General features: G+C 68.5%; 16 protein-coding genes. 13 read left to right on the forward strand and 3 right to left on the reverse strand.

What is annotated here, in order from left to right; all coding sequences use genetic code 11:
* Nucleotides 1–109 precede the first annotated feature (109 nt).
* From AC07PZ_RS09945 to AC07PZ_RS09960, 4 genes are read left to right on the forward strand one after another with little or no spacing between them, the layout of a single operon-like run.
* Nucleotides 110–1,018 carry an alpha/beta fold hydrolase gene (locus tag AC07PZ_RS09945; protein ID WP_495294891.1) on the forward strand — a complete coding sequence of 303 codons (909 nt, stop codon included), beginning with the start codon at nt 110–112 and terminating at the stop codon, nt 1,016–1,018.
* A gap of 21 nt (nt 1,019–1,039) precedes the next feature.
* Nucleotides 1,040–1,915 (forward strand): S-formylglutathione hydrolase, encoded by an 876-nt coding sequence (gene fghA / locus AC07PZ_RS09950; protein WP_495294892.1) that lies wholly within the window; start codon nt 1,040–1,042, stop codon nt 1,913–1,915.
* Nucleotides 1,916–1,948: 33 nt separating this feature from the next.
* On the forward strand, nt 1,949–2,365 hold the full coding sequence (locus AC07PZ_RS09955) for a TfoX/Sxy family protein (protein ID WP_495294893.1): 417 nt from the start codon (nt 1,949–1,951) through the stop codon (nt 2,363–2,365).
* Complete coding sequence (locus tag AC07PZ_RS09960; RefSeq protein ID WP_495294894.1) at nt 2,362–2,994, forward strand: 3'-5' exonuclease; 633 nt, start codon at nt 2,362–2,364, stop codon at nt 2,992–2,994. The genes AC07PZ_RS09955 and AC07PZ_RS09960 overlap by 4 nt, the downstream gene beginning before the upstream one ends.
* 21 nt (nt 2,995–3,015) lie before the next feature.
* Here the strand turns inward: AC07PZ_RS09960 and AC07PZ_RS09965 are convergent, their stop codons facing one another.
* Complete coding sequence (locus AC07PZ_RS09965; protein WP_495294895.1) at nt 3,016–4,104, reverse strand: PA0069 family radical SAM protein; 1,089 nt, start codon at nt 4,102–4,104, stop codon at nt 3,016–3,018.
* A 223-nt stretch (nt 4,105–4,327) separates the two neighbouring features.
* Between AC07PZ_RS09965 and AC07PZ_RS09970 the strand changes: the two genes are divergently transcribed.
* Nucleotides 4,328–4,651 (forward strand): cell envelope biogenesis protein TolA, encoded by a 324-nt coding sequence (locus AC07PZ_RS09970; protein ID WP_495294896.1) that lies wholly within the window; start codon nt 4,328–4,330, stop codon nt 4,649–4,651.
* 106 nt (nt 4,652–4,757) lie between these two features.
* Here AC07PZ_RS09970 and AC07PZ_RS09975 read toward each other — a convergent pair whose 3' ends face one another.
* Complete coding sequence (locus tag AC07PZ_RS09975; RefSeq protein WP_495294897.1) at nt 4,758–5,414, reverse strand: glutathione S-transferase; 657 nt, start codon at nt 5,412–5,414, stop codon at nt 4,758–4,760.
* Nucleotides 5,415–5,540: 126 nt separating this feature from the next.
* Between AC07PZ_RS09975 and AC07PZ_RS09980 the strand changes: the two genes are divergently transcribed.
* The 8 genes from AC07PZ_RS09980 (at nt 5,541) to AC07PZ_RS10015 (ending at nt 24,324) form a co-directional block, all read left to right on the forward strand.
* On the forward strand, nt 5,541–6,758 hold the full coding sequence (locus tag AC07PZ_RS09980) for a polyhydroxyalkanoate depolymerase (protein ID WP_495294898.1): 1,218 nt from the start codon (nt 5,541–5,543) through the stop codon (nt 6,756–6,758).
* Between the two features lie 205 nt (nt 6,759–6,963).
* A complete protein-coding gene (glgB, locus tag AC07PZ_RS09985) occupies nt 6,964–8,874 on the forward strand; it encodes a 1,4-alpha-glucan branching protein GlgB (RefSeq protein ID WP_495294899.1) in 1,911 nt (636 codons plus the stop codon).
* A gap of 82 nt (nt 8,875–8,956) precedes the next feature.
* Entirely contained in the window at nt 8,957–11,050 is a 2,094-nt protein-coding gene (locus tag AC07PZ_RS09990) for an alpha-1,4-glucan--maltose-1-phosphate maltosyltransferase (RefSeq protein WP_495294900.1), read from the forward strand.
* 17 nt (nt 11,051–11,067) lie between these two features.
* Entirely contained in the window at nt 11,068–14,409 is a 3,342-nt protein-coding gene (gene treS / locus AC07PZ_RS09995) for a maltose alpha-D-glucosyltransferase (protein WP_495294901.1), read from the forward strand.
* 39 nt (nt 14,410–14,448) lie between these two features.
* Nucleotides 14,449–15,153, forward strand: coding sequence for a mechanosensitive ion channel family protein (locus AC07PZ_RS10000; protein WP_495294902.1), 705 nt, complete (start codon nt 14,449–14,451; stop codon nt 15,151–15,153).
* A gap of 24 nt (nt 15,154–15,177) precedes the next feature.
* Complete coding sequence (gene glgX, locus AC07PZ_RS10005) at nt 15,178–17,340, forward strand: glycogen debranching protein GlgX (protein WP_495294903.1); 2,163 nt, start codon at nt 15,178–15,180, stop codon at nt 17,338–17,340.
* A complete protein-coding gene (gene treZ / locus AC07PZ_RS10010) occupies nt 17,337–19,190 on the forward strand; it encodes a malto-oligosyltrehalose trehalohydrolase (RefSeq protein ID WP_495294904.1) in 1,854 nt (617 codons plus the stop codon). Before glgX ends, treZ begins: the two co-directional genes overlap by 4 nt.
* A complete protein-coding gene (locus AC07PZ_RS10015) occupies nt 19,183–24,324 on the forward strand; it encodes a malto-oligosyltrehalose synthase (RefSeq protein WP_495294905.1) in 5,142 nt (1,713 codons plus the stop codon). Before treZ ends, AC07PZ_RS10015 begins: the two co-directional genes overlap by 8 nt.
* 114 nt (nt 24,325–24,438) lie before the next feature.
* Here AC07PZ_RS10015 and AC07PZ_RS10020 read toward each other — a convergent pair whose 3' ends face one another.
* Nucleotides 24,439–24,885, reverse strand: coding sequence for a CBS domain-containing protein (locus AC07PZ_RS10020; RefSeq protein ID WP_495294906.1), 447 nt, complete (start codon nt 24,883–24,885; stop codon nt 24,439–24,441).
* Nucleotides 24,886–24,967: the final 82 nt, after the last annotated feature.

A 24,967-nucleotide genomic window follows, 5' to 3' on the forward strand; every position in this document is an offset into this window, starting at 1 on the left:
GACACCGGCGGCCCGGCGAAGCCGGTTCCGCGGTGTCTCTGGAAAGAGAAGCAGGAAGTGCAGAAGAATGGGGCGAGAGAGGCAATACACGGCGAATGAAGGAGTTGTGATGGAGACGATGGGACCGTTGCAGCGAATCGAGGCGGGCGTGCTCGATGTCGCGTACTTCGAAACCGGCCCGGCGGACGGGCCGCCCGTGCTGCTCATGCACGGCTTCCCGTACGACATCCATACCTACGCCGAAGTCGCGCCCATGCTGGCTGCGGCGGGCTGCCGCGTGGTCGTGCCCTATCTGCGCGGCTATGGCGCGACGCGCTTCCTGAGCGATGCGACGCCACGCTCCGGCGAGCAGGCCGCGCTGGGCGCGGACCTGCTGGCGCTGCTCGATGCGCTCGCCATTCCACGCGCCGTGCTGGCGGGCTACGACTGGGGCGGCCGCGCGGCCTGCGTGGTCGCGGCGCTCTGGCCGGAGCGCTGCGCCGGACTGGTGTCCTTCAACAGCTACAACATCCAGAACATCGCACGCGCGATGGAGCCCGACACGCCGGCCAACGAGCACAGCCTCTGGTACCAGTACTACTTCCACAGCGAACGCGGGCGTGCCGGACTCGAGAAGGACCGCAAGGGTTTCATCCGGCTGCTGTGGAAGCTCTGGTCGCCGACCTGGAAGTTCGACGACGCCACCTTCGCGCGCAGCGCCCCGGCCTTCGACCACCCCGATTTCGTGGATGTCGTGATCCAGTCGTACCGGCATCGCTTCGGCCTCGTCGATGGCGACCCGGCCTATGCCGACATCGAACGCCGCCTGGCCGCGCAACCCGCGATCACCGTACCCACCATCACCTTCGACGGCATCGACGACGGCGTGCGTCCGCCCTCGCCGCCCTCCGCACACGCGCACCGCTTCACCGGCCCGCGCACGCACCGGCTGGTGCCGGGCGTCGGCCACAACATGCCGCAGGAGGCGCCGCGCGTGTTCGCCGATGCAGTCCTCGAACTCGTCGCACCGCTGCGCTGAACTTGCGCTGAACCTCACCGAATGACAGACCTCCTGAAGACCCTTTCCGAACACCGCTGCTTCGGCGGCGTCCAACGTTTCCACGAACATGCCTCGCGCGAGATCGGCCTGCCGATGCGCTTTTCGGTGTTCCTGCCGCCGCAGGCCGCGCAAGGCCCGGTGCCGGCGCTGATCTACCTCGCGGGCCTCACCTGCAACGAAGAGACCTTCATGGTGAAGGCCGGCGCACAGCGGCTCGCGGCCGAACTCGGCATCGCACTGGTCGCACCCGACACCAGCCCGCGCGGCCCGGCCGCCGAAGGCATCGAGGGTGCCACCGCGAGCTGGGACTTCGGCATCGGCGCCGGCTTCTATCTCGACGCGACGCAGGCGCCATGGGCCACGCACTGGCGCATGGAAAGCTACCTGATCGGCGAACTGCTGCCGCTGCTGGCCACCGCGTTGCCGATCGACACCGCACGCCTCGGCCTGTTCGGCCATTCGATGGGCGGGCACGGCGCGCTCACGCTGGCGCTGCGGCATCCGGGCCTGTTCAAGTCGCTGTCGGCCTTCGCGCCGATCTGCGCCCCGACGCAGTGCGCATGGGGCCACAAGGCTTTCAGCGCCTACCTCGGCACCGACCGCACGGCCTGGCAGGAACACGACGCCACGGTGCTGATGCAGAACCAGCCGATCGCGCCCTTCCCGTCCGGCATCCTGATCGACCAGGGCCTGGCCGACAAATTCCTCGCCGACCAGTTGCACCCCGCGTTGTTCGAGGCCGCCTGCAAGTCCCTCGGCCAGCCGCTCGAACTGCGCCGGCATGCGGGCTACGACCATGGCTACTACTTCATCCAGAGCTTCATCGGCGACCACCTCGCGCACCACGCCAAGGTGCTGCTCGCCCACGCGGCCTGAGACACAGCGACGCGAACAGCGGCCCGAACGCCCATGAGCAGCTTCGTCGACACCCTGCCCGAAGTCTTCGAACGCTTCGGCCGCGTCGTCGCGCGCCGCATGTTCGGCGGGCACGGCATCTATCACGACGGCCGGATGTTCGCGCTGGTGCTCGGCGACACGCTCTACCTCAAGGCCGACGCCGAGAGCGCGCCGCACTTCGACAGGCTGCAACTGCCCGCCTTCAGCTACGAGCGCCAGGGCAAGCTGACGCAGATGTCCTATCGCGAGGCGCCGGCCGAGATCTTCGAGGACCGCGACGAGGCCGCGCTGTGGGCGCGCCGCGCCTGGGAAGCCGCCCTGCGTTCGGGTCATCCGCCGAAATCCGCCAGGCCGCACCGGCCGGCTGCGAAGAAGAAATCCACGGCCAGCAAGACGCCAGCCCGGCGCACCAGCGGACGCAAGCCATGAACACACGACCACCACCGTTGCCGACCAAGGAAGAGATCGCGCTGCTCGAGGTCTTCGACGGCCTCGGCCTGCGGGACATCGACGTGGTGTCGACATCGCAGCAGGCCGCCGCGGCGCTCGATGCCATCGGCCGCCTCGACACGGTGGGTTTCGACACCGAATCGAAACCGACCTTCCTGAAGAACGAGGTGTCGAGCGGACCGCACACGGTGCAGTTCGCGTCGCTCCAGCGTGCCTGGGTGTTCCAGCTGCACGACGCCGATTGCCGCGCCGCCGCGGCGAGCCTGCTCGCATCGAGCGCGCTGACCAAGATCGGCTTCGGCCTGGCCGGCGATCGCACGCAGATCCGGCACACGCTCGGCGTGGAGCCGCAGGCGGTGGTCGATCTCGACACGGTCTTCAAGCGTCGCGGCTACCGCAATTCGGTCGGCGTGAAGACGGCGGTGGCGCTGGTGTTCAACCGCCGCTTCGTGAAGTCGCGCAAGCAGACGACGTCGAACTGGGCGCAACGGAATCTCTCCGACGGCCAGGTGAGCTACGCGGCCAACGACGCCTATGCCGCGATGTGCGTGGCCGATGCGCTCGGGCTGGACGCGGCGACGCTCACGCCGATGCCACTGTCGAGCTGAACGCGGCGTTGGCGGCAATCCCTAGAACAGGCTGCCCTGCCCCACGGCACCCGGCGGCCGGAACGCCGTCATGTCGAGCGTGAAGCGCTGGCGGTTGAAGCCGATGCGCTGTGTCGCCTTCTCGAAGCGCTGGCGGATCAGGTCGGCCCAGAGCCCGCTGCCCTTCATGCGGGTCGCGAAGTCGGCGTCGTAGTCCTTGCCGCCACGCATCTCGCGGATGCGCGCCATGATGCGGTCGGCGCGCTGCGGGTAGTGCAGCTCGAGCCACTCCTTGAACAGCGGCGCCACTTCCCAGGGCAGCCGGATCACCGTGTAGAAGGCGTTGCGCGCGCCGGCTTCCCAGGCGGCTTCGAGCACGTGTTCCATGTCCTCGGTGACGAACGGGATCTGCGGCGCCACGCTGACGCCCACCGGCACGCCGGCTTCGGCCAGGGTGCGGATGGTCCGCAGCCGACGGTGCGGCGCGGCGGCGCGTGGCTCCAGCTTGCGGGCCAGCGCGGCATCGAGCGTGGTCATCGTCACGTACACCGCGGCCAGATGCTCGGCCGCCATCGGTGCGATCAGGTCGAGGTCGAGCTCGACTGCGCTGGACTTGGTCACGAGCCCGAAGGGATGGCGCGCTTCGCGCAGCACCTCGATCACGGATCGGGTGAGCCGCAACTCGCGCTCGATCGGCTGGTAGCAGTCGGTCGCGGTGCCGATGGCGAGCTGTGCCGGCCGGTAGTTCCTGCGTCCGATCTCGGTGCGCAGCACCTCGGCGACGTTGCGCTTGGCGATCAGCTTGGTCTCGAAGTCGAGCCCCGGCGACAGGTTCAGGTAGCTGTGGGTCGGCCGCGCGAAACAGTAGATGCAGCCATGTTCGCAGCCGCGGTACGGGTTGAGCGACTGTTCGAAGTAGATGTCGGGCGACTCGTTGCCGCTGATGGCGGACTTCACGTCCTCGAAGCGCACTTCCGTCTGCAGCGGTGCCAGCGGCTCCGAAGCGCCTTCCTCCAGCGTGCCCCAGCCGTCGTCGAAGGCATTGCGCTGGTCGCGTTCGAAGCGATGGGCGATCCGGCTGGCGGCGCCGCGGCCCTTGAGGGCGTGCAGGGGGATGAATGCGTCGGCCATGATTGAACTGTATTTTTATACAGTATCCCGCAGGCCATGGCATTTTGCAAAGCGGGATTTAGCGCGGCGCGCCGTGACGATTTCTTCCTACATCCAGGAACCTCCGGATTGAGTGACCCTGCGGACTCGCCGCTGTGCACCGACGGGCTCCTGCGCTTCAGCAGTTCACCTTTGTCCGCACGCGGCGCATCCATCTTTCAACTACTTCGTCAGGGACAACTCGATGAACAAAGCTTTCGCCGTTCTGATCGCCGGCACGTTCGCCGCCGCAGGCGCCGCATACGCCCAATCCAACCCGCCAGGCGCACCGGTGCCGCCGAACACCCCCGGCATCGCGACCGGCAAGGCCGAACGCGCAGGCGAGGCCAGGAAGGACATGAAGCCGGCCGGCAAGGTTCGTGCGCCGGGTGGCGACGAGCCGAAGACGCCCGAAGGCGGCGCCATCGGCACCGACCGCGCTGCGGTGGCCGGCGAGGCGCGCGCCGAAACGCGTGACGAGCGCCGTCCCGGGAAGCCGCGGACCACCCAAGGCCCCACGCCGAAGTAACTCGGCTCTGCAAACAGGCGGCGCGATCTATGCGTCGTTCCGCAAGCAGCAATGACAACGCCGCCGGTCCGGACGCCACAGTCCGGACCGGCGGCGTTCCGCATTGTCAGAACTCCGCGTCGAGTTCGTCGATCTCGTCGGGCTCCTGCCGTGCGGCCTCGACCCACTCCTGCATCGCGGGCAGTTCCATGATGCGTTTGCAGTACGCCGCGCACTCCTTGTCGAGGCTCACGTCGTAGCTCAGGAATCGCGTCACCACAGGCGCATACATCGCGTCGGCGATGCAGGGTTGCTTGCCGAACAGGAACGGGCCGCCATAGGTCTTCAGGCACTCGTGCCAGATCGCGATCACGCGATCGATGTCGGCCTGCGCGCGCGACCAGATCTTGAAGTTGGCGAAGTGGGCCTTGATGTTCATCGGCAGCGCGCCGCGCATCGCACTGAAGCCCGAATGCATTTCGCCGCTGATCGCGCGGCAATGCGCACGGGCCTTGGCGTCCGACGGCAACAGGCCCGCCTTCGGCTTGATCTCGTTGAGGTATTCGCCGATCGCGAGCGTGTCCCATACCTTGAGCCCGCCGTTCTCCAACGAGGGCACGAGCATCGACGACGACAGCAGCAGCATCTCGGCCTTCATCGCCGGATCGTCCGGCGGGATCACCTTCTCGGTGAAGTCCAGCCCGGCCAGCTTGCACATGAGCCAGCCACGCAGCGCCCACGCGCCGTAGTTCTTGCTGCTGATGGTGAGGACGGCTTTGGCCATGTGCGTGTGCTCCTTGGGTACCCGATCGTGGTGCGGCAGTGCAAGGCCCATGCCACGCGCGCCGGGACGGTGCGCCCGGGCGACAGCGGCACCGCCCCTTGGCCCGCAACTTGCCTGTGATCCGGCATGCTGTACCGGGCCTACCAAAACCAATCGGACCTGTTCTCGCCCCTGCGGCTCGCTGCGCAGCACATGAGCGAATTCATGTGGGTGAACGACCAACCCCACAGTGCCACGCGCAAGATGGCAGCGGCCTTCGAGGTCTTCTCGCGGATGCGGTTGACCCACAGCCGTCCGGCCTACGGCATCGACAAGGTCATGTCCGAAGGCCAGGAAGTCGCGGTGACCGAAGAGGTCACGATGACGGCGCCGTTCGGCACGCTGCTGCACTTCCGCAAGGACACCAAGTCCGTGCATCCGCCCGTTCTGCTGGCTGCACCACTGTCGGGCCATTTCGCGACGCTGCTGCGCGAAACCGTGCGCACGCTGCTGCGCGACCACGACGTGTACCTGACCGACTGGCACAACGCACGCGACGTGCCGCTGTCCAAGGGCGCCTTCGGCCTGGACGACTACACGCTGCAGCTCATCCAGTTCCTCGAGAAGATCGGTCCCGGCGTGCACATGGTCGCGGTCTGCCAGCCCTGCGTCGCCGCGCTCGCCGCGACGGCGCTGATGGCCGAGGACGACAGCCCCTCCACGCCGCGCAGCCTGACGCTGATGGCCGGCCCGGTCGACTGCCGCATCAACCCGACGGGCGTGAACACGCTCGCAACCAGCAAGCCGATCGACTGGTTCCGCAAGAATCTGATCAGCCATGTGCCATGGCCGCACGCCGGCATGATGCGGCGCGTGTACCCGGGCTTCCTGCAGCTGACCGCGTTCATGAGCATGAACCCGGAACGGCACAAGGAACAGTTCAAGAAGATGTACGAGCACCTCGCAGCCGGCGATACCGAGAAGGCCGACCCGATCCGCACCTTCTACGACGAATACCTGGCCGTCAACGACCTGCCCGCCGAGTTCTACCTGGAGACGGTGGAGAAGGTCTTCCAGACCTACGAGCTGCCGCGCGGCGAGCTCATGGTCGGCACACGCAAGGTGAATCCGGCCGCCATCCGCCGCACCGCGCTGCTGACGGTCGAAGGCGAGCGTGACGACATCTGCGCCGTCGGGCAGACCGTGGCGGCGCAGGACCTCTGCCCGAACATCCGCCCGTACCTGAAGAGCCACCACCTGCAGGCGGGCGTCGGGCACTACGGCGTGTTCAGCGGCAGCAAGTGGAACGCGCAGATCTACCCGCGCGTGCGCGAAACGATCCACGCGGCAGCCGAGCTGCACTGAAGGCGATGCGCCGGCCGGGCGCGCGCCATGCGGCGGTCACGGTGATCGCGGCCGCCTCGCGCGCGGGCTCCGGGCAGCCTCGACCGCAGTCATAGCCAATGTCCGACACGCCAAAGCGCGCTCGGCGGCTGCGGCGGCGCAACATCTGCGCTTCAATGATTTCCTCGCAAGCTCGCGGATGGTCCGGAGCAGGAGGACATCACCCGTGCACATCGATACCCCCAGCCTGAGCGAGCAGGACGTCTGGCTTTTTCGCGAAGGCTCGCATGCCGAGCTCTACCGCACCATGGGCTGCCAGTTGCGGCCCGACGGCCAGGGCGCCAGCTTTGCGGTGTGGGCGCCCAACGCGTGGGCCGTGTCCGTCATCGCCGACTGGAACGGCTGGAACGACCAGGCACTGCGGCTGCAGGCACGCAACGACGGCAGCGGCATCTGGGAAGGCTTCGCGCCCGAGGCCACCCGCGGGCAGGTCTACAAGTACCGCATCTTTTCACGTGAGGCGGGCTACGTGGTCGACAAGGCCGACCCCTTCGCGTTCTTCTCCGAGGCGGCGCCGGCCACCGGCTCGCGCGTCTGGTCGCTCGAACACACGTGGAGCGACGACAGCTGGATGAAGCAGCGCGGCGCGAAGAATGCGCTCGACGCGCCGATGTCGATCTACGAGCTTCATCCCGGCTCCTGGCAGCGCCAGGACGGCCAGATGCTCGGCTGGCGCGAGCTGGCGACACGGCTGGCCGACTATGTGAACGGGATGGGCTTCACGCACGTCGAACTGATGCCGGTCACCGAGCATCCGTTCTACGGCTCCTGGGGCTACCAGACCACCGGCTACTTCGCGCCCACCTCGCGCTACGGCACGCCGCAGGACTTCATGGCCTTCGTCGACCACCTGCACCAGCGCGGCATCGGCGTGCTGCTCGACTGGGTTCCGTCGCACTTCCCGACCGATCAGCACGGCCTCGGCTTCTTCGACGGCACGCATCTGTTCGAACATGCGGACCCGCGCCAAGGCTTCCACCCCGAGTGGAATTCGAGCATCTTCAACTATGGCCGCAACGAGGTCCGCAGCTTCCTGATTTCGTCGGCGCTGTTCTGGCTCGACCACTATCACCTCGACGGCCTGCGCGTGGACGCGGTGGCCTCGATGCTCTACCTCGACTACGCACGCAAGCAGGGCGAATGGATTCCCAACATCCACGGCGGACGTGAGAACCTCGAAGCGGTCGGCTTCCTGCGCGACCTCAACCGCGCGATCTACCGCGAGCACCCGGACACGGTCTCGGTCGCGGAGGAATCGACCGCCTGGCCGATGGTCTCGCGCCCGACCGAGATGGGCGGCCTCGGCTTCGGCATGAAGTGGAACATGGGCTGGATGCACGACAACCTGGCCTACTTCAAGCAGGACCCGGTGTACCGCAAGTACCACCAGGGCCAGCTGACCTTCTCGACCGTCTATGCCTTCAACGAGAACTTCGTGCTGCCGCTGTCGCACGACGAGGTGGTGCACGGCAAGGGCTCGCTGATCGGCAAGATGCCCGGCGACGAATGGCAGCAGTTCGCCAACCTGCGCGCGCTGTTCGGCCTGATGTGGACGCACCCCGGCAAGAAGCTGCTCTTCATGGGCTGCGAATTCGGCCAGCGGCGCGAATGGACGCACGACGGCGAGCTCGAATGGTGGGCCACCGGCAACCCGCTGAACGCCGGCGTGCAGCGCCTGGTGCGCGACCTGAACCGCGTGTACCGCGCCGAGCCTGCGCTCTACCAAGTCGACTTCTCGCCGGAAGGCTTCGAGTGGATCAGCGCCGACGACGCGGAACGCAGCGTGATCGTGTTCTTGCGCAAGCCACGCGGCGGCGGTGCGCCGGTGCTGGTGGCCTGCAACCTCACGCCGATGCCGCGCACCAACTACGTGGTCGGCGTGCCGCTGGCCGGACGTTGGCGCGAACTGCTCAACAGCGACGCGGCCGAGTACGGCGGTGCCAACTGGGGCAACCTGGGCAGCCTCACGGCCTCGCCGTTGCCATCGCACGGCCAGCCGTATTCGCTGAGCCTCACCTTGCCGCCGCTGTCGACCGTGATCCTGTCGCTCGACGATGCCGCCTTGCCGAGCCCATGACACCTGCAGCGCCATGAAGAAGACAACCGCCACGAAGCCATCCGCGCCACCCCTATCGACTGCACAGACTGCACAGACCGCCATGCCGCCCATCCGCCCTCCTTCCACGCCCGCGCTCCCGAAGACCGAGGCCCCGACACCCGCGCTGCTCGCCACGCCGTCGCCCTTCGCCAGCCTGCCGCCGGACGGCCAGGTGCGTGCGGTGATCGACGCGGTGCTGCCGGTGGTCGACGGCGGGCGCTTCGCGATCAAGCGCACCGCCGGTGAGCCGATCGAGGTCAAGGCGCATTGCTTCACCGATGGCCACGACGTGCTGCGCGTGATGCTGCAGTGGCGCGCGGACGGCGCCGAACACCCCCATGAAGTGCCGATGGTGCTGCTCAACAACGATGTCTGGGAAGCCTCTTTCGCGCCGTCGGCGCCCGGCCGCTACAGCTACACCGTGGTCGCCTGGGTCGACGCGTTTTCGTCGTGGCGCAGCGAGCTCGCGCGGCGCGTCGACGACGAGGACATCCGCATCGCGGCGCAGGTCGGTGCGATCGAGATCGCCGCCGCCGCCGGCCGCGCAACCGGCCGGCATGCGACCGAACTGCACCGCTTCGCGCAGGCGCTCGACCTGGGCGCCGCCGACCGCAAGATCGACGGCACGAGCCTCAAGGCGCTGGCACTCGACACCGAGCTCGCGCGCCTCGCATCGCTCTACCCCGACCGCCGCCACGAGGCGCGCTTCAGCACCGACCTGCCGCTGATCGTCGACCGCGAGCGCGCGCGCTTCAGCAGCTGGTACGAGCTGTTCCCCCGCTCGGCCGGCACCGAGCCCGGCGTGCACGGCACCTTCCGCGACGTCGAGGCACGGCTGCCCGCGATCGCGGACATGGGCTTCGACGTGCTGTACTTCCCGCCGATCCATCCGGTCGGGCGCGTGCAGCGCAAGGGCCGCAACAACGCGCTCACGACCGAGCCCGGCGACGTCGGCAGCCCCTGGGCGATCGGCTCGACCGAAGGCGGCCACAAGTCGATCCTGCCCGAGCTGGGCACGCCGGAGGACTTCCGCCACCTGGTGAACGCGGCGCGCCAGCGCGGCATCGACATCGCGATGGACATCGCATTCCAGTGCGCGCCCGACCACCCGTATGTGAAGGAGCATCCGGGCTGGTTCCGCTGGCGGCCCGACGGCAGCGTGCAGTACGCGGAGAACCCGCCCAAGAAGTACCAGGACATCTATCCGTTCAACTTCGAATGCGACGACTGGCAGGGCCTGTGGCTGGAACTCAAGAGCGTGTTCGATCACTGGATCGCGCAGGGCGTGACCATCTTTCGCGTCGACAACCCGCACACCAAGGCCTTCCCGTTCTGGGAATGGGTGATCACCGCCATCAAGCGCGAGCACCCGACGGTGATCTTCCTGGCCGAGGCCTTCACCCGGCCGAAGGTGATGCACCGGCTCGCGAAGCTCGGCTTCTCGCAGTCGTACACCTACTACACCTGGCGCAACACGAAGCAGGAGCTGACCGCCTACTTCACCGAGCTGTCGAAGGGCCCCGGCTACGACTACTTCCGGCCCAACGTGTGGCCGAACACGCCGGACATCCTGCACGAGCAACTGCAGAGCGGGAACCCGGCCATGTTCCGCCTGCGCCTGGTGCTGGCCGCCACGCTGGCCGCGAGCTACGGCATCTACGGCCCGGCCTATGAGCTGATCGAGCACCTGCCGCGTCACGAAGGCAGCGAGGAATATCTCGACTCCGAGAAGTACCAGCTGCGCACCTGGGACCACACGCAGCCGAAGAGCATCGCGCCGCTCATCGCGCGCATCAACCGCATCCGGCACGACAACCCGGCGCTTCAGGCCAACGGCAGCCTGCGCTTCCTGCCGGTCGAGAACGACCGGCTGCTGGCCTATGCCAAGGCATCCGCGGACGGCCGGAACGTGGTGGTGACCGTGGTCAACCTCGACCCCGACAACGCGCAGTACGGCTGGATCAACCTCACGCCGGCGTCGATCGGCGTGCCGCTGGGCCACTCCTTCCAGGTGCACGACCTGCTGAGCGACCAGCACTTCCTGTGGGAAGGCGACTACCACTACGTTCGCCTCGACCCGCACTACACGCCCGCCCACGTCTTCGTGGTGCGGCGCCGCGTGCGCAACGAAAACGACTTCGACTATTTCGAGTGAGCGAGAGGACTTCCCGCATGAACGCACCGCTACCTTCCCTGGCACTGGAAACGCCGGCCATCGACAGCACCGACGACGCGCAGTGGTACCGCGACGCGGTGATCTACCAGCTCAACGTCAAGGCCTTCTTCGACACCAACAACGACGGCGTCGGCGACTTCAAGGGCGTGACCGCCAAGCTCGACTACGTTAAGGACCTGGGCGTCAACACGATCTGGCTGATGCCGTTCTACCCATCGCCGCTGCGCGACGACGGCTACGACATCTCCGAGTACGAGAACGTGAACCCGCAGTACGGCACGCTCGACGACTTCCGCGAGATGCTCGACGAGGCGCACAAGCGCGGCCTGCGCGTGATCACCGAGCTGGTCATCAACCACACGTCCGACCAGCACCCGTGGTTCAAGGCCGCGCGCCTGGCACCACCCGGATCGCCCGAGCGCAACTTCTACGTGTGGAGCGACACCGACCAGATCTACCAGGGCACGCGGATCATCTTCACCGATACCGAGACCTCGAACTGGACCTGGGACCCGGTCGCCAAGCAGTACTTCTGGCATCGCTTCTTCAGCCATCAGCCCGACCTGAACTTCGACAACCCGGCGGTGATGGAAGCGATCCTGAAGACCATGCGCTTCTGGCTCGACATGGGCGTCGACGGCTTCCGGCTGGACGCGATTCCCTACCTGGTGGAACGCGACGGCACCAGCAACGAGAACCTGCCCGAGACGCATGCGGTCATCAAGCAGCTGCGCGCCGCGATCGACGCGCAGTACAAGAACCGCTTCCTGCTGGCCGAGGCCAACATGTGGCCGGAGGACGTGCGCGAGTACTTCGGCGACGGCGACGAATGCCACATGGCGTACCACTTCCCGCTGATGCCGCGCATGTACATGGCGATCGCGCAGGAAGACCGCGACCCGATCGTCGAAATCATGCAGCAGACGCCCGACATCCCGGACGGCTGCCAGTGGGCGATCTTCCTGCGCAACCATGACGAGCTCACGCTCGAGATGGTGACCAGCAAGGAGCGCGACTACATGTACCGCATGTATGCGGCCGATCCGCGCGCGCGCATCAACCTCGGCATCCGCCGGCGGCTCGCGCCGCTGATGGAGAACGACGGCGACCGCATCAAGCTGATGAACAGCATGCTGCTGTCGATGCCGGGCTCGCCGATCATCTATTACGGCGACGAGATCGGCATGGGCGACAACGTGTTCGTCGGCGACCGCAACGGCGTTCGCACGCCGATGCAATGGAGCCCCGACCGCAATGCGGGCTTCTCGCGCGCCGACCCGCAAAGCCTGTACCTTCAACCCATCATGGACGCGATGTACGGGTACGAGGCGCTCAACGTCGAGACGCAGGCGCGCGAGGCGGGTTCGCTGCTGAACTGGACCAAGCGCATGCTGGCGGTGCGCAAGACCAGCCGCGCCTTCGGCCGCGGCCGGCGCAACTTCCTGAAGCCGGGCAACCGCAAGATCCTCGCGTACCTGAGCGAGTACGAGGACGAGGCGATCCTGTCGGTCTTCAACCTGTCTTCGGCGGCGCAGCCGGTCGAGCTCGACCTGTCGGCTTTCAAGGGCCGGGTGCCGGTCGAGATGCTGGGCCGCGTGGCCTTTCCGCCCGTCGGCGAACTGCCCTATCTGCTCACGCTGCCTTCGCACGGCTTCTACTGGTTCCGGCTCGCGGCCGACGTCGCCACGCCGAGCTGGCACCAGGAAGGCGTGCCGCTGCAGGACCGGCCCGTGCTGGTGCTGTTCGACGGCTGGACCAGCTTCTTCCGCGACCGCGTGATGCCCTGGCGCATCGGGATGTCGGAGCGCATGCGGCTGCAGTTCGAGACCGACACGCTGCCGCGCTACGTCGAGACGCAGCGCTGGTACGCATCGAAGGGCACGCCGGTCCAGCGCGCGCGGCTGGTCGATCACGCGGTGTGGGACCAGGGCGACTTCAGCTGGATGCTGCCGCTGCTCGAACTCGACGGCCCGACCGACACCGCCACCTATTTCGCGCCGCTCGCACTGGCCTGGGAAGACCGCGAAGAAGAGCGCCTGAAGACCTTGAGCCAGGGCGCGATCGCCAAGGTGCGCCAGCAGGCCAACGTCGGCGTGATGGGCGACGCCTTCTTCGACGACGCCTTCTGCCGCGCACTGATCGAGGCCATCGGCGCGCGCAAGGAAATCCCGACCGCGCACGGCCGCCTGCAGTTCCGCCCGACCGAGGTGTTCGCGGCACTGGCGGGCGACGGCGTGGCGGCACTGCCCGTCACGCCGCCCAGCGCGGCCAGCAGCAACACGGTGGTCACGCTCGGCGAAAGGCTCTTCGTGAAGGGCTATCGCCGGCTGCGTGCCGGCCTGAATCCGGAACTCGAAGTCGGCCGTTTCCTGACCGAAGTCGCGCACTACCCGCACTGCGTGCCGGTGGCCGGCGCGCTCGAATACCACGGCGACGATGGCAGCACCATGACGCTCGCGCTGGTGCAGGCCTTCGTGCCCAACTCGGGCGACGGCTGGGCCTACACGCTCGGCTACCTGGAGCGCTACCTCGAAGCCATGCGCACGCTGGAAACCGTGCAGCCCGACGACGTGCACGGCGGCTTCCTGGCGCTGATGCACACGCTGGGCGAGCGCACCGCGGAACTGCACCTCGCGCTGTCGATGCGCACCGGCGACCCGGCCTTCGATCCGCAGCCGATGACCGAGGCCGACGTGACGGCCTGGCGCGAACGCGCAGCCAGCGAGGCCAAGGTGTCGCTCGACCTGCTGGCCGCCCGCCTGCCCGCGCTGCCGCCGGAAACGCAGGAGGAGGCCAGGCGCCTGCTGGCCAAGGCGTCGCAGGTACCGCAACGCATCCAGTCCTGCGGCTCGGAAGTGCAGACCGGCCTGAAGACCCGCTACCACGGCGACTACCACCTGGGCCAGGTGCTGGTCTCGCGCAACGACTTCCTGATCATCGACTTCGAAGGCGAGCCGGCGCGCACCTTCGAGGAACGCCGCGTGCTGAGTTCGCCGCTGCGCGACGTGGCGGGCATGGTGCGGTCGTTCAACTACGCGCGGTGGACGGCGTTGCGCCGCATCGCGCAGAGCGCCAGCGAACTCGCCAAGCTGGAACCGCTGGCGCGCGACTGGGAAGCCAAGACGCGCGAAGCCTTCCTGGGTGCCTACACCGAGCGCCTGGCGGCCGACGGCATCACGCAACCGCTCGATTCGGACTGCGGCCTGTTCGCGCTGTTCGAACTCGAGAAGTCGATGTACGAGCTGCGCTACGAGCTCAACAACCGTGCCGACTGGGTGCAGGTGCCGTTGCAGGGCATCCTGTCGCTGATCGACGCGGGCCAACCGCGCGCTGCATGACGGGTGCGCGCCGCACCCACTGAATTGGAGAAAGTCACCATGGAAGATTTCGGCATTCACCTGGAGCCCGTCCGGGCCATCCTGTACCAGATCGGGGCCTTCGTGCCGCGGCTGCTGATCGCGATCGTCGTGGTGATCGGCGGCTGGCTGCTGGCCAAGGTCGCGCGCTTCGCGCTGGTCAAGGCGCTGCGCGCCATCAACTTTCCCGTGCTGACCGAGCGCTCCGGCCTGGACAACTTCCTGCGCCAGGGCGGAATGGCCGGCGACACCACCACGATCTTCGGCGCGCTCGCCTACTGGCTCGTGATCCTGGCCGCGCTGCTGATCGCCTTCAACGGCCTGGGCCTGACCTACATCACCGACCTGCTCGGCCGCGTGGTGTGGTTCGTGCCGAACGTGTTCGTGGCGCTGCTGGTGCTGGCCTTCGGTGCGTACTTCGCGCGCTTCATCCGCGACATGGTGCAGGGCTATTGCCGAAGCGTGCAGTTGCAGGACGCGGCCTTGCTCGGCCGGCTGGCGCAATACGCGGTGCTGGCCTTCGTGGTGCTGATCGCGCTGGACCAGATCAAGGTCGGCGGCGACATCGTGCGCGAGAGCTTCCTGGTGATCCTCGGCGGCGTGGTGTTCGCCATCGCGCTGGCCTTCGGACTGGGCGGCAAGGACTGGGCGCAGGAGCGCATCGAGCAGTGGTGGCCGCGGCGCTCGCGCGGCCCGAAGGACCCGACGGACGACAAGCGGCTCTGATCGAGAAAAGGACAACAGCCCGACATGCGCAATGAGAACCCGATCACCGTCGTCTGGCCCGGCCAACCGTATCCACGCGGCGCCAACTGGGACGGTGAAGGCGTCAACTTCGCGATCTTCTCGCAGCATGCGGAGCGCATCGAGCTCTGCGTGTTCGACGACGGCGGACGCCACGAGCTGCAGCGCATCGAACTGCGCGAGCGCACCGACGACGTGTGGCACTGCTACCTGCCCGAGGCGCGGCCGGGCATGGCCTACGGCTACCGCGTGCACGGGCCCTACAAGCCCGAGGACGGGCATCGCTTCAACCCGAACAAGCTGCTGATCGACCCCTACGCGAAGGACCTGGTCGGCAAGCTGCGCTGGGGCGACGCGCTCTACGGCTACACCATCGGCAGCAAGCGCGAGGACCTGTCCTTCGACCGGCGCGACAGCGCCGCGCTGATGCCGAAGGGCCGCGTGCTCGAAACCGCCTTCACCTGGGGCGACGACCGCCGGCCGCGGATCGCGCGGCAGGACATGGTCATCTACGAGATGCACGTGCGCGGCTTCACGATGCAGCACCCGGAGGTGCCGGCCGAACTGCGCGGCACCTACGCCGCGCTGGCCACCGCGCCGGTCATCGACTACCTGAAGCGCCTGGGCATCACCACGGTCGAACTGCTGCCGGTGCACAGCTACCTGAACGACCGCCACCTCGCCGAGAAGGGCCTGCAGAACTACTGGGGCTACAACACGCTGGGCTTCTTCGCACCCGAGATGCGCTACAGCGCATCGCGCAAGGTGAAGGAGTTCAAGACCATGGTGAAGACGCTGCATTCGGCAGGCATCGAGGTCATCCTGGACGTGGTCTACAACCACACCTGCGAAGGCAACCAGCTCGGACCGACGCTGTCGCTGCGCGGCGTGGACAACGCGTCCTACTACATCCTCAACGCCGAGCACCGGCGCTACTACGACGACTTCACCGGCTGCGGCAACACCGTCAACCTCGCGCATCCGCGCGCACTGCAGCTGGTGATGGATTCGCTGCGCTACTGGGTCGAGGAGATGCACGTCGACGGCTTCCGCTTCGACCTGGCGTCGGCGCTCGCACGCGAAGCCGGCAAGGTCGAGAACCTGGGCGGCTTCTTCGACGCGATCCAGCAGGACCCGGTGCTCAACCGCGTCAAGCTGATCGCCGAACCCTGGGACCTCGGCTATGGCGGCTACCAGGTGGGCAATTTCCCGCTGGGCTGGGCCGAATGGAACGACCGCTACCGCGACGCGATGCGCGGCTACTGGAAGGGCGACAGCGGCCTGCTCGGCGAGCTGGCCAGCCGCGTCACCGGCTCGCAGGACATCTACGGCTGGTCGGGCAAGCATCCGCACGCGAGCATCAACTTCGTGACCGCGCACGACGGCTTCACGCTGCACGACCTGGTCTCGTACAACCAGAAGCACAACGAAGCGAACGGCGAGGACAACCGCGACGGCAGCAGCAACAACCTGTCGTGGAACTGCGGCACCGAAGGCCCGACCGACGACCCCGAGGTGCTGGGCCTGCGCGAGCGCCAGAAGCGCAACCTGCTGGCCACGCTGCTGCTGTCGCAGGGCACGCCGATGCTGCTGGCCGGCGACGAGTCCGGCCACACGCAGCAGGGCAACAACAACGTCTATTGCCAGGACAACAAGCTCGGCTGGATCGACTGGTCGCTGGACGCCGACCGCAGCGCGCTGCTGGCCTTCGTGCAGCACCTGGTGCAGCTGCGCCGGGCGCACCCGTCGATCGGCCGGCGGGCCTTCTTCCGTGGCGCGCCGCTGCCGGGCCGCACCGTCAAGGACGTCGGCTGGTTCCGACCGGACGGCCTGGAGATGAAGCCCGAGGACTGGGGCGACGGCAACGCGCGCTGCATCGGCATGTTCATGTCGGGGCAGGGCATCGCCGATGTCGGGCCGCGCAGCGAGGCACGGGTCGACGACGACTTCTTCCTGCTGTTCAACGCCCACCACGAGGACATCGACTTCCAGTTGCCGACCGACGGCGTCGGCAGCGGCGACGCCTGGCAGGTGCAGATCGACACGGCCAGCGCCGCCCTGCCCGACCCGGCGTCACCGACGGCGGCCGGACCCGTCTGCCGGCTGCGTTGCCGGTCCCTCATGCTGCTCAGCCGGCCCGCGGCCGGCGCCTCCATCGCCATCCCATGAAACACACCCACGCCATGCCCTTCGGCGCCGCGGTCCTCGACGAGGGCGGCGTGCGCTTCCAGTTCTGGTCGCCCGGCCTCGAACGCGTCGAGCTCGTGCGCAACGGCGGCACGCCGGTCGCCATGCGCACGGAACCCGGCGGCTGGCACCGGCTCGACGTGGCCGACGCGCATGCCGGCGACCGCTACCGCTTCCGGTTGCCCGACGGCCTGCTGGTGCCCGACCCGGCCTCGCGCCGCAATCCGGACGACGTGCACGAGGCCAGCGAAGTGGTCGCGCCCGGCGCCTTCGACTGGCATGACGCGGGCTGGGCCGGCCGCCCCTGGTCGGAAGCCGTGATCTACGAACTGCACATCGGCACCTTCACGCCCGAAGGCAGTTTCGCGGCCGCGCAGCAGCGGCTGCCCGAGCTGGTGGCGCTGGGCATCACCGTGGTCGAGCTGATGCCGGTGGCGGATTTTCCCGGCCAGCGGGGCTGGGGCTACGACGGCGTGCTGCTGTTCGCGCCCGATGCCGCCTACGGCCCGCCGGAAGCGCTGAAGGCCTTCGTCGACGCGGCGCATGCGCTCGGGCTGATGGTGCTGCTCGACGTGGTTTACAACCACTTCGGCCCGGAGGGCAACTACCTGCACGCGGGCAGCCCGGCCTTCTTCAACGCGGCGCACCAGACGCCGTGGGGCGCGGCCATCAACTACGACGGGGAGTTGGCGCGCACCGTGCGCGACTTCTTCGTGCACAACGCGCTCTACTGGGTCGAGGAGTTCCGCTTCGACGGCCTGCGCATGGACGCGGTGCACGCGATCCGCGACGACTCCACGCCGGACATCGTGCAGGAGATCTGCGCCGCGCTGCGCGACGGTCCGGGCCGCGATCGCCAGATCCATGTCGTGCTGGAGAACGATGCCAACGGCGCGCACTACCTCGAGCGCGATGCCGATGGCCGGCCGCTCGGCGCGACGGCGCAATGGAACGACGACCTGCACCATGCGGCGCACGTGCTCGTCACCGGCGACACCGACGGCTACTACGCCGACTATGCGGACGACGCCGTGTCGCAGTTCGGCCGCGCGCTGGCACAGGGCTTCGTCTACCAGGGCCAGCCTTCGCCGTTCCGCGACGGCGAGGCGCGCGGCGAGCCGAGCGCGCACCTGCCGCTCGGCGCCTTCGTGTCCTTCCTGCAGACGCACGACCAGGTCGGCAACCGCGCTTTCGGCGACCGCATCGCCGCGCTGGCCGACCCCGGACTGCTCCAGGCCGCGTATGCCTGCCTGCTGCTGTCGCCGCACGTGCCGATGCTGTTCATGGGGGAGGAATACGCCGCGTCGACGCCCTTTCTGTACTTCTGCGACTTCGGCCCCGAACTCGCGGCCGCGGTGTCGAACGGCCGGCGCGCCGAGTTCGGCAAGTTCGCGGCCTTCGCCGACGAGGCGGCGCGCGCCCGCATTCCGGACCCGAACGCGGCGTCGACCTTCGTCGCGTCCCGGTTGCGCTGGGACGAGCGGCTGAGCACACCGCACCGCGAGTTCATGGCGCACATCCATGCGCTGCTCGGCATCCGGCGGCGTGCCGTCGTGCCGCGGCTCGAAGGCCAGCGCAGCGGCGGACGCTTCTGGCGCGACGGCGAGGCGCTGCGCGTCGAATGGCCGGTCGGCGGCGCCGACGGCCAGCCGGGCGGCGCGCGCCTGCAGCTGGTGGCGCACTTCGGCAAGGAACCCATCGCCGGCGTCGCGGCGCCCGATGGCGACACGCTGTACGCCTACGGCGCAGAGCCTGAATCCGATTCCAACGACACGCTGCGGCTCGCGCCGGGCGGCGTCTGCATCACCCTGGCGGAGAACCACTTTGCATGACGCTTCCCCCGCGCAGCAGGACGCACTGCTGCGCCTGTGCGCCCACTTCGGCATCGCGCCCGAATACAACGACATCTTCGGCAACCGCCACGTCGCCACGCCGGCGCACCTGAGCGCACTGCTCGCGAGCTTCGGCATCGACCCGGCCGTGCCGGCGCAACGCAGCCTGGAGCAGGCGCAGGCCGCGGCCTGGCGCGAGGGCGCGCCGCCGGCGGCGGCGATCGCGGCCGACACGCCGAACTGGCAACTGACGCTGCGCGTGCCGGCAGCCCAGTCCGACCTGCACTGGACGCTGCATGCCGAGGACGGCACCCGGCATGCCGACCGGCTGTCGCTGCACGCGCTGGCCGAGCTGTCGCGCACCGAGATCGACGGCGTGCCGTACTGCGAGCGGCGCATCACGCTGCCGATGGCGCTGCCGGCCGGCTACCACCGCGTCGCGTTCGACGGACTGCCGGGCGAGACGCTGGTGATCGCCGCACCGGCGCACTGCTACCGGCCACCGGCGCTCGGCGACGACGGCCGGGTCTGGGGCCCCGCCGTGCAGCTCTATGCGTTGCGCTCGCAGCGCAACTGGGGCGTCGGCGACTTCACCGACCTGGCACAGCTCGCCCAGCAGGCCGCACGGCGCGGCGCGGGCATCGTCGGCATCAATCCGCTGCATGCGCTGTTTCCGCACAACCCGGCACACATCAGCCCGTACAGCCCGTCGTCGCGCATGGCGCTCAACGTGATCTACATCGACGTCGAGGCGGTCGATGAATTCCGCGACTGCGAGCCGGCACAGCGGCTGGTGCAGTCGCCCGACTTCCAGGCACGGCTGGCCGCGCTGCGCGACACGCCGCTGGTCGACTATGTGGGCGTCGCCGCAGCCAAGTTCGAAGTCCTCGCGCTGCTCTATGCGCAGTTCCGCGCGACGCACCTGAAGGCGGGCGAGCGCAGCGACAGCGCCGATGCGTTCGAGGCCTTCCGCGTGTCGCGCGGCGCGGCCCTGCGCCAGCATGCGCTGTTCGAGGCGCTGCAGGCGCACTTCCATGACACCGACCCGGCGGTCTGGGGCTGGCCGGTCTGGCCCGAGGCCTACCGCGATCCGGCCGCGCCGGAGGTGCAGCGCTTTGCAGAGACGCATGCCGAACGCATCGGCTACTACGAGTACCTGCAGTGGCAGGCGGTGCGGCAGCTCGACCGCGCGAGCGCGCAGTGCGACGCCGAGGGCATGGCGGTCGGCCTGTACCTCGACCTGGCGGTGTCGGTCGACCGCGCGGGCTCCGACGCCTGGAGCGAGCAACAAACCTTCGTGCACGGCGCGAGCGTCGGCGCGCCGCCGGACGAGTTCAACCCGAACGGCCAGGGCTGGGGACTGCCGCCGCTGCGGCCCGACCGGCTGCGCACCAGCGGCTACCGCTTCTTCATCGACACGCTGCGCGCCAACATGCAGGGCGGCGCCTTGCGCATCGACCACGTGATGGGCCTGATGCGTCTGTTCTGGATTCCGCCGGGCGGCACGCCGCACGAGGGCGCCTACGTGCACTACGCGCTGGACGAGATGCTCGGCATCGTCGCCATCGAGAGCCAGCGTCAGCGCTGCATGGTGATCGGCGAGGACCTCGGCACGGTCGCCGACGAGATGCGCGCGGCGCTGGCGCGCTTCCAGGTGCTGTCGTACCGGCTGCTGTATTTCGAGCGTGGCCATGACGGCGAATTCAAGTCGCCGGCCGACTATCCGCGCCATGCACTGGTCGCGATCAGCACGCACGACCTGGCCACGCTCAACGGCTGGTGGACCGGCCACGACCTGCGGCTGCGCCTGTCGCTCGGGCTGTTCCCGAACCAGGAGATGTTCGAGCGGCAGCTGTTCGACCGCGCGCAGGAGCGCATCCGGCTGCTGCTCGCGGTGCAGCGCGCGGGCCTGCTGTCGGCCGACGCGGTGGCGGAAGCGACCGGCGCGCAGGCGCTGTCGGCGGACGTGGTGTCGGCGATCCATGCCTTCGTCGCGAGCACGCCGTCGCAGGTGATGATGGTGCAGCTGGAAGACGCGATCGGCATGCCCGAGCAGGCCAACATGCCGGGCACGACCGACGCGCATCCGAACTGGCAGCGCAAGCTGACGCTCGACCTGCAGCAGCTCGCGGTCGACCCGCAGACGCTGCAGCTCTGCGAAACGCTGGCCGCCATCCGGCCGCATCCGGCATCGCAGGCCGCCGTCGGGCGCAGCATCGACACGCGGATTCCACGCGCCACCTATCGGCTGCAGTTCCACAAGGACTTCCGCTTCGACGACGCGGTCGCGATCCTGCCCTACCTCGCGCGACTGGGCGTGAGCCACGTCTATTGCTCGCCGATCCAGCGCGCGCGGCCGGGCAGCATGCACGGCTACGACGTGGTGGCGCACGACGAGATCAACCCCGAGCTGGGCGGCCCCGAAGGCTTCGAGCGTTTCAGCGCCGCGCTGCGTGCGCACGGCATGGGCCAGCTGCTCGACCTGGTGCCCAACCACATGGGCGTGCTGGGCGCGGACAACGCCTGGTGGACGGATGTGCTGGAAAACGGCCCCGCATCGCTCTACGCGCAGCACTTCGACATCGACTGGCAGCCGCTCAACCTGGAGCTGCAGGGCAAGGTCCTGCTGCCGGTGCTGGGCGACCATTACGGCGACGTGCTCGGCCGTGGCGAACTCGTGCTGGCCTTCGACGCGGCCGGCGGCAGCCTCCGGGTCGACTATCACGAGCATCACTTTCCGCTGGCGCCCGAGAGCTATGCGCAGGTGCTGCAACGTGCCGAACCGCGCGTGACCGACCCCGAGGTCGCCGCCAGCCTGGCGAGCATCGCCGCCGCCTTCGGCCACCTGCCGGAACGCCAGGCGCCCGAGCCCGACGCCGTGGCCGAGCGCGCACGCGACAAGGAGATGCTGAAGAGCCGTCTCGCACGGCTGGTGTCGCGCCAGCTCGGCGTGGCGCAGGCGATCGCTGCGGCGGTGGCCGAGTTCAACGCGCCGGCCGAGCGCGACACGCTGCACGCGCTGCTCGAACTGCAGGCCTACCGGCTCGCCTACTGGCGCGTGGCGGCGGACGAGATCAACTACCGGCGCTTCTTCGACATCAACGAACTCGCGGCGCTGCGCATCGAGCGCGAGCCGGTGTTCGAGGCAACGCACGGCATGGCGCTCGACCTGGCGGCGCGCGGCGTGGTCGACGGCCTGCGCATCGACCATCCGGACGGCCTCTACGATCCGGCCCAGTACTTTCAGCGCCTGCAGGAAGGCTATGCGCGGCGCGCCGGCCTGGTGCTGCCCGGCCCCGATGCCGAGGGCCGTCCGGCACGGCCGCTGTATGTGGTGGCCGAGAAGATCGCGGCCTCGCATGAGGAGGTGCCGGTCGAATGGCACGTGCACGGCACCACCGGCTACCGCTTCGCGACGGTGGTCAACGGCGTGCTGCTGGACATGCGCACCGCCGAGCGCTTTGCGCGCATCTGGCGCAGCTTCACGGGCGTGCAGGACGCGTTCGAGGAGCTCGCCTACCAGGGCAAGCGCTCGATCATGCGCAACGCGCTGGCGTCGGAACTCACGGTGCTGTCGACCGAGCTGCTGCGCATCGCGCGGGCCGACCGGCGCACCCGCGACTACACGCTCAACACGCTGCGGCGCGCGCTGTCGGAAGTGGCGGCATCGATGCCGGTGTACCGCAGCTACATCATCGATGCGCCCTCCGCGCAGGACCTGAAGTTCATCGACTGGGCGGTCGACCATGCGCGCGAGCGAAGCCTGGACGCCGACACGACGGTGTTCGACTTCGTGCGCCGTGCGCTGCTCGGCCAGACCGTCTCGCAGGCCTCGGAAGCGCTGCAGGCGCGCACCCGGCGCTTCGCGATCCGCTTCCAGCAGTTCAGCGCGCCGGTGGCCGCCAAGGGTGTGGAAGACACGGCCTTCTACCGCTACTTTCCGCTGAGTTCGCTCAACGAGGTCGGCGGCGAGCCGGCGCTGTTCGGCATGTCGGTGGCGCAGTTCCATGAAGCGAGCGCCGACCGCGCGCTGCGCTGGCCGCACACCATGCTGGCCACGTCGACGCACGACAACAAGCGTTCGGAAGACGTGCGCAACCGGATCGACGTGCTGTCCGAACTGCCCGCGACCTGGCGGCTGGCGCTGCGGCGCTGGCGCGCGATGAACCGGCCCGTCGACGACCCGGCCCCGCAGATGCCGTCGGCCGCCGACGAATACCTGCTCTACCAGACGCTGCTGGGCGCGCTGCCCGCGGGCGGGCTCGACGAGTCCACGCGCGCGGACTTTGCGGAGCGCATCGAACGCTATGCGCTGAAGGCGGCGCGCGAGTCGAAGGCGCACACCAGCTGGGTGATCGCCAACGAGCCCTACGAGAACGCGCTGAAGGGCTTCGTGCAGAAGCTGCTCGGCCGCATCGACGACAACGCGTTCCTGGCGGACCTGCAGGCGCTCGGCGCGACGGTGGCCTGGTTCGGCATGCTGAACAGCCTGTCGATGACGCTCATCAAGTACGCATCGGCCGGCGTGCCCGACATGTACCAGGGCAACGAGCTGGCGGACCTGAGCCTGGTCGACCCGGACAACCGCCGCCCGGTGGACTACGCCGCGCGCGCGGGCTGGCTCGACCGGATGGACGCCGTGCTGCAGGCGCCCGGCATGGCCGGGGTGGCCGAGGCCGCACGCGGCTTCGCGGCGGAACCGCACGAGGGTGCGGCCAAGCTATGGGCGACCTGGCGCCTGCTGGCGCTGCGCGAGGCCGAGCCCGCGCTGTTCCGAGAAGGCAGCTACACCGCGCTGCACGCGGCCGGCGCCAAGGCATCGCACGTGATCGCCTTCACGCGTGCGCACGAAGGCAAGGCGATGGTGCTGATCGCCGCGCGGCTGTTCGTCGGCCTCGCGACCGATGCCGAAGCGCAGGCGGCGCAGGCCGCGGCCGACGGCTGGCTGCCGCTCGGCGACAAGGTGTGGACCGACACCGTCGTGCACCTGCCCGGCTGGCCCGAAGGCGCGCGCTTCGAGAACGTGCTGACGGGAGAACAGGTGACGGTGAAGAACGGCGCGGTGCGCCTGGCGGACGCCTTCGGGAGCTTCCCCGGCGCCGCCCTCAAGGCGCTGAACGCGCGCTCACCCTGACAATCCATCATCTGTTCGTGAAACACCGCGGAACCGGCTTTGCCGGGCCGCTGGTGTTGCCCCCGGAAGGGGGTTGGCGAAGCGACACGAAGTGCGCGAAGCCTGGGGGAGAGCCTATTGCGTGCCTTCTTCGGGCCAGTCGCGGATGTAGGCTTTCAACATCTTGTTCTCGAAATTCTGGCTGTCGACGACGGCCTTCGCGACGTCGTAGAAGCTGATCACGCCCATCAGCATCCGCTTGTCCATCACGGGCATGTAGCGCGCGTGGCGCTGCAGCATGATGCGGCGGATCTCGTCGAGATCGGTCTCGCCGGTGCAGGTGACGGGCGCGTCGTCCATCGCCTTGCGCACCAGCGTCGTGCCGACGGTGCCGCCGTTGTTGACGATCGCCACGATGACTTCGCGGAAGGTCAGCATGCCGACCAGGTCGCCGTGCTCCATGACGACGAGGGAACCGATGTCCTTCTCGGCCATCACGGTCACGGCGGCGGCCAAGGGTTCGTCGGGCGTGACCGTATAGAGCGTGTTGCCCTTGACGCGCAGGATGTCGCTGACTTTCATCGTAAATACCTCGGAGGTCGTCTTCTGTGACTGACGGGCGGAGTCCCTTTTTGAATATAGCCCATGTCGCTCACAATAGGCG

It is taken from the genome of Variovorax sp. GW821-FHT10B04 (assembly GCF_059415645.1).